Origin of the sequence: Neisseria sp. (assembly GCF_030530745.1) — a bacterium.
GTDB lineage: Bacteria > Pseudomonadota > Gammaproteobacteria > Burkholderiales > Neisseriaceae > Neisseria.
This window is the reverse complement of sequence record NZ_JAUMUI010000049.1, coordinates 1-6,047: the sequence shown is the minus strand read 5'-3', so window position 1 is coordinate 6,047 and position 6,047 is coordinate 1. Positions and strand designations below refer to the sequence as shown.

Below are 6,047 nucleotides of genomic sequence, written 5' to 3'. Positions count from 1 at the left end.
TGTTCGGGTAACCGTTTGGATGGGGTTTTAGGTATTTTGCAAAGGTCTCGGCCTGTAATCTATCAATTTTTAAGAAAAAGGTACGCGCCATGCTCAGTTTGACCTGAGTATGGCGAACTGTTGCTAAGTAAGCGGTTAACTATAGCACTATGGTCGCCGGCTCTTCCTGAAGCACTGTGCTGCCGGCTAACGCCGATACACCGTAGCTGTGATCGGCCGTGCCGGCAGGGACTGTTTCAACGGTGCCGATACCCAAGCTGCTTAGATCTACAGGGCTGCTGCTGTCTAATGCTTCGGCTGCCAAGCCGCTGCTTCCTGCCTGCGGCGTATCGGTGCCGCTTGCGGCAGCCAGTGTGCCGGTGTTGATTACGATATTTTCGGAGGCGGTTTGGCTGACGGTGGTGGTGCCGATGTCCGGAGTGGGAACGGTTCCGGCAGAAGGTGTGCTGTTTGGTGCGGTTTCATCGGGTGTGGCGCCGGCGGAGACCGCTTCGGTTTGTAACGCCGCTTTTTTGAGGGCAACCGATGCTACGGTGGCTCCGTTGTTGTTTACAATGCCTGCGGCCTCGCTGTGGGTGTTGGAAATAATCCGAGGGATGTTTATTTGGTCTGTCCTCAACCAGTCGCCGTTTTCAAAAGCGGCCGGTGAGTCGGTGTCGAAAGAGTTATCGGCAACGGTGAGTTGGCCTTTGTAGCTTTTGCTGGTGCCGATGGTGCGGATAACCGGCTGAAAAGGCTGGCCTCCGCCTACGTTGAACGTATTGTTGGTTATAGAAACAGTTGAGGCATTGCTTTCAACAGCTACGGCTTTGGTGGCTCCTTCGGCCTGGTTTATTTTCAGTGTGTTGTTGTTAATGAGAACGCTGCCGTGTAGGCGGTCGGTATTTTGCTTTTCTTCAATATAGATTGGTGCGGCACTGGTTTTGGCAACCGACATATTATTATTGATGATGCGGACGTTCCCTATGCCGGGGCCGGTTTCTACGGCTGCGGTGCGGGAGTTGTCGGATTTGCCGAATACGCCGATTAAATTGTCGGCCGAAGTGCCGGTGATCTTGTTGTTGTGGATGCTTAAGGTGTAGCTGACATCTTTTTCATTATTGCGTGCTTCAATGGCACGGGTGATGCCGGCACCGTCGGTGAGGTTGCTGATGGTGTTGTTGCCGATATCGAATACGCCGGCTTTGGGATTGATGAACTTTTGCCAGTCTTGGGCCTTGTTTTCAAACTTGATGGCGCGGTAACCGATATAGTCGCTGTTTGCACCGGGTATGCCGATGTTGTCGTCCCTGGTGAGGCGGAATGACGGATCTTGTTGGATGATATTGTTTTGTATAGTGATTTTGTCCATACTGAATTGGCGGTTTTCTACGGATATGCCATACATGCGGTCGCCATTTAATGTATTGTTTTTAATAACAATATTGTTGCCGTCGTGCGAATCTATACCTTTGCGGTAGTTGTGGTCGGTGGTGTTGCCGGTGATGGTGATGCCGTTGTTGTAGCTGCCTGCCATCAGTGAAATGCCGTAGCCTGTTCCGCCGTCTTTTTCATGGCCGTTCCATGCCAGTGTGTTATTTTCGGCAAGAAAGCTTTTCTGAAACGCCACCATCACACCGGCCACGCGGTTGTGGTGCAGGTTGCTGTCGATGATTTTATTGTTGTCGCCGGTTGGCAGCTGTGCGGCAGTGATTTTGCCGTTAATCAGGTTGTCTTTCGCGCCGCTTGATATGGCGCTGGTAGAAGTAAACAGTACGCCGGCACGGTTGGCGCCGGATACTTCCACCCTGCTGATTAAGGTGTGGTCGGCATCGTTTACGACAATACCGCTGATTTTGCCGAAATAGCTCTGCCCCGTGCGGTAGAAATCGGTGGAGCCGGTGTGTTTGTATTGCACGGAAAGGTCGGAAACGAATTTGCCGTTTTGCCCGTTAATCCAAATACCGGCTTTTTCCGGTTCGGTGGCATTGCTTTCGGAATTGTGCACGCCGGTTTGTTTGTGGGTGAACAGGATTTTGGTTTTGCCCATGCCGTCGCCGAAAATACCGGTTACGTTTTTAACGGTTTCGTTGATTTCAACAGCGCCGGTGATGGTAATGGTGCCGGTTAAATACAGGGCTGCTTTTTCTTTGTGGGCGGCGTCCAGCGCCGCAGCGATGGCTTCGTTATAGGTGTTGGCCGCGGTTTTGAAATCGCGGATATCGACGTATTTCCCGTGTTTTGCGTGTGTGCGCACAACATAATTCGCCATAAATTATTTTTCTCCTGATTATACAAGTGATTAATGCATAGGGAATATTAAAGCGGGGGAGTATATGGGGTTTCGGTATGGTGAAAAAGAGGGAATGTTAGAGTGGTTGCTTGGATGTTGTTTGCAGTGATATTTTTCTTTTCGTTTCTTAACAAAATGGCCTTGAAAAATCAGAAAGTGCTTTTTTTTAGTTTTTCCAAAAATTCGAATTGCCAGCCCGATTGCATATTAAAATATGCGATATAATCTATTCTTTTGTCATTTTTAGAAGACTTATTGTTATAATTTGTTAAAATTTGTTTTTGTGGCAGCAGTCTGACATTTCATTCGGGATTTTCATTTAAAATCGGCGGCGTTTTCTTGATGAGGCCGTCTGAAAACTTGGCTTATGATGACTTTAAAAAAACCGGAACGTATTCTGATTATCAAATTGCGCCACCACGGCGATGTGCTGTTAACCACGCCGGTGGCCGACTTTATCAAACATGCTTATCCCGATTGCACCGTCGATATGCTGGTGTATCAGGAAACCGCCGATATTCTGCGCGACAACCGCCAAATCAACCGTGTTTTCACTATCGACCGCCAATGGAAAAAACAGGGTTTGCGCCGCCAATTGGCGCATGAACGGGCATTGCTGGCCGATTTGAAAGCGCAGCGCTACGATTGGGTGTTTAATCTTTCCGAACAGTGGCGTGCGGCGGTGATTGCCAAACTGTGTGGCAAACGCAGCGGAGGGTTGCTCTACGGCAAGCGTAACAATGCGCTATGGCGTTTCTGCCACAGCGAATTAAGTGAAGATTTAGGGTACGAGCACCATATCGTCGAACACAATCTGGCCGTGCTGCGCCCTTTGCAGCTGAGTGGCGGTTACCGGGCGCGCGTGCGTATGGAAATCGCGCCTGATACGCGCAGCAGTTTGAAAGCCAAACTGAGGGATCGGGGCTGGCGGGAAGAACCTTATGTTTTGGTGCACCCCGGTTCGCGCTGGATGTTTAAATGCTGGGAAAACGGTAAAACCGCCGAATTGCTGCAACATTTGCTCGACAGCGGCCGCCATTTGGTGCTGACTGCTTCTCCTGACGAGGAAGAGCGGAATATGCTGACAGACATCATAGGCCGTCTGAAAGCGCCGCAGGAGGCACGTATATGGATGCTGTCGGGCTGCTTGAACCTTCGCGAACTGGCTGCAGCAATCGATGGTGCCGAGCTGTTTATCGGCGTTGATTCCGTACCAATGCATATGGCGGCCGCGCTGGATAAGCCCCAAGTGGCACTGTTCGGCCCGAGCTGGGTAAGCCGTTGGCGGCCTTATTCGGATCGTGCCGCAGTGGTGTGGGCGGGAGATTTCGGCGAACTGCCCCATCCCGACAGTATCGACACCAACGATCACACCCGCCTGCTGGGAGCGATTCCGGTTGATGCCGTGTGGCGGGCGGTGCAGAAACAGCTGGCAGTGCAGGAACCCCAACCTGCAACACAGGCTGGGGCTGCGGTAAATGCAATACATAATGAGAAAAGCCCGACAGACCCCGAGCCGTCTGAAAGGAATGTATGAAACTGATTATTCTCGACCGAGACGGCGTGATTAACCACGACCGCGACGATTTTGTAAAATCCGCCGACGAATGGGTGCCGATAGAGGGCAGCATGGATGCCGTTGCCTTTCTCACCGAGGCGGGTTACACCCTGGCCGTAGCCACCAACCAATCCGGCATAGGCCGCAACTATTTCACCGTGGAAACCCTCAACGAAATGCACGCCAAAATGCACCGGCTGGTGCAGCAGGCCGGCGGCAAAATCGACGGCATCTGGTTCTGCCCGCACACCGCCGCCGACAACTGCGGCTGCCGCAAACCCAAGCCCGGTATGATTACCGACATTATCGAGCGCTTCAACGCCGAAGCTGCCGATACCTGGCTGGTGGGCGACAGCCTGCGTGATTTGCAGGCCATCGACGCGGCGGGCGGCAAGCCTGCGCTGGTGCTCACCGGCAAAGGCAAAAAAACGCTGGAAAACGAAGGCGACCGCCTGCCGGAAAACACGCAGGTGTTCGACAACCTGCTGGCGTTTTCGCAATACGTTATGCAGGAGAAGGCCGCCGGAGAAGCCAAAGAAACCTGATGTTTGGCCGATGCCGGCGGAAACCCTTGCAAAATCCGCACAGGCCGTCTGAAAAAAACACCCCTAACCCACAGGAACCCCGAATGCTTTATCTGCGCAACCTTATCTACTGGCTGGTGCTGGTGCTGATTACCCCGCCGATGTTTATCCTGATATTGCCCGCGGCCCTGATACCCAAAGGCGCCAATTACGTCGGCCGCGCATGGGCGCTGGTGCTGGTGTGGCTGCTGAAGAACGTCGTCGGCCTCACATACCGCGTGGAGGGCCGCGAAAACATCCCCGCGCGGCCGTCGATTATTTGCAGCAAACACCAATCGGGCTGGGAAACTTTGGCGTTTCAAGAAATTTTCCCCCTGCATGTTTTCGTGGCCAAAAAAGAGCTGTTTAAAATCCCGTTTTTCGGCTGGGGTTTGAAACTGGCCAACACCATAGGCATAGACCGCAGCAACCGCACCCAAGCCAACCGCAGGCTGATGGAGCAGGGTTTGGCACGCAAAAAAGAAGGTTTCTGGATTACCATCTTCCCCGAAGGCACCCGCCTGCCGCCCGGTCAACGCGGCAAATACAAACTCGGCGGCGCGCGCATGGCGCAGATGTTTGAAATGGATTTAGTGCCCGTGGCGCTCAACAGCGGCGAATTTTGGCCGAAAAATTCGTTTTGGAAATACCCCGGCGAAATCACCGTGGTTATCGGCAAACCCGTTGCCTACAACAGCGGCGCGCCCGAAGAAGTGATGGCACAATGCGAAAGCTGGATTGAGGCACAGCAGCAAAGAATCGGCGGCAAGGGGCCGTTTGCTGCCCCAAAGGCCGTCTGAAACCCGTTCCGGCCATATTCAAATGCAGCTTACCTACACCTTTTCAGACGGCCTCATCGTCCGCATCGAACTGAAACGCAGCGCCAAGAAAAATATCATTCTGCGGCCGTATTCGGCCGACACTGTCCGCATCAACGTACCGCCTTATCTGAGCGGCAGACAGTTACAGGCTTGGCTGGCGGGCAACGAGCCTTTGCTGCTGCAAACCCTCAGCCGCGCCCCGCAACCCGCGCCTGAAACCATGCCCGAACGCATTTGGTATCGCGGCGAACGGCATACCCTGCATACCCACGCGCAGGCACATATCAGCCACCAACCGCCGCAAATCCTGCTGCCCGACTCACCTTGGAACCGGCAGAAAATCCAATTGCGCCGCTACCTTGCCGGGCGTGCCGCCGAAACCCTGCTGCCGCGCTTGGCGCAACACGCCGCCGCAATGCGGCTGACCCCCGCAGCAACCGCCCTGAGCAATGCCAAAACCTTTTGGGGCGTGTGCCGCAGCCGCACCGGCATCCGCCTCAACTGGCGCTTAATCGGCGCACCCGATTTCGTGGCGGATTACGTGTGCGTGCACGAACTCTGCCATATCCCGCACCCCAACCACAGCCCGCGTTTTTGGGAAACGGTCAACCGCCATACACCGCACACCGAGACCGCTAAAAAGTGGTTGAAGCAGCACGGCGGCGAACTGTTTGTGTTGGACTGACAGCAGGGCTTGGTATCGGTTGCTTTATTTCGGGAGGAAACCGTATTGGTATTGAATCGCTGCAGTAACTGCAAAGGCCGTCTGAAAAACATATTCAGACGGCCTTATATATTGCGCCCCATGTAAGGGGCATATCTTACAAACGTAA

The 6,047-nt window shown here is 53.5% G+C and carries 5 protein-coding genes; 4 read left to right on the top strand and 1 reads right to left on the bottom strand.

Features of this window, described 5'->3' with window-relative positions; translation table 11 throughout:
* Positions 1–139: 139 nt before the first annotated feature.
* Complete coding sequence (locus Q3970_RS10640) at positions 140–2,251, bottom strand: right-handed parallel beta-helix repeat-containing protein (protein ID WP_303100544.1); 2,112 nt, start codon at positions 2,249–2,251, stop codon at positions 140–142.
* Between the two features lie 391 nt (positions 2,252–2,642).
* Between Q3970_RS10640 and rfaQ the strand changes: the two genes are divergently transcribed.
* The 4 genes from rfaQ (at position 2,643) to Q3970_RS10620 (ending at position 5,899) form a co-directional block, all read left to right on the top strand.
* On the top strand, positions 2,643–3,809 hold the full coding sequence (gene rfaQ, locus Q3970_RS10635) for a putative lipopolysaccharide heptosyltransferase III (protein ID WP_303100545.1): 1,167 nt from the start codon (positions 2,643–2,645) through the stop codon (positions 3,807–3,809).
* On the top strand, positions 3,806–4,375 hold the full coding sequence (gene gmhB / locus Q3970_RS10630; RefSeq protein WP_303100543.1) for a D-glycero-beta-D-manno-heptose 1,7-bisphosphate 7-phosphatase: 570 nt from the start codon (positions 3,806–3,808) through the stop codon (positions 4,373–4,375). Before rfaQ ends, gmhB begins: the two co-directional genes overlap by 4 nt.
* Positions 4,376–4,458: 83 nt before the next feature.
* On the top strand, positions 4,459–5,193 hold the full coding sequence (locus Q3970_RS10625; protein ID WP_303100542.1) for a 1-acyl-sn-glycerol-3-phosphate acyltransferase: 735 nt from the start codon (positions 4,459–4,461) through the stop codon (positions 5,191–5,193).
* Between the two features lie 22 nt (positions 5,194–5,215).
* Positions 5,216–5,899, top strand: a complete 684-nt coding sequence (locus Q3970_RS10620) for a M48 family metallopeptidase (protein ID WP_303100541.1) — start codon at positions 5,216–5,218, stop codon at positions 5,897–5,899.
* Positions 5,900–6,047 lie beyond the last annotated feature (148 nt).

Bases quoted from the DNA above. Each gene is read 5' to 3' on its own strand.
- Q3970_RS10620 (WP_303100541.1), top strand. From the start codon at position 5,216: ATGCAGCTTACCTACACCTTTTCAGACGGCCTCATCGTCCGCATCGAA.
- Q3970_RS10640 (WP_303100544.1), bottom strand. From the start codon at position 2,251: ATGGCGAATTATGTTGTGCGCACACACGCAAAACACGGGAAATACGTC.
- rfaQ (WP_303100545.1), top strand. From the start codon at position 2,643: ATGACTTTAAAAAAACCGGAACGTATTCTGATTATCAAATTGCGCCAC.
- Q3970_RS10625 (WP_303100542.1), top strand. From the start codon at position 4,459: ATGCTTTATCTGCGCAACCTTATCTACTGGCTGGTGCTGGTGCTGATT.
- gmhB (WP_303100543.1), top strand. From the start codon at position 3,806: ATGAAACTGATTATTCTCGACCGAGACGGCGTGATTAACCACGACCGC.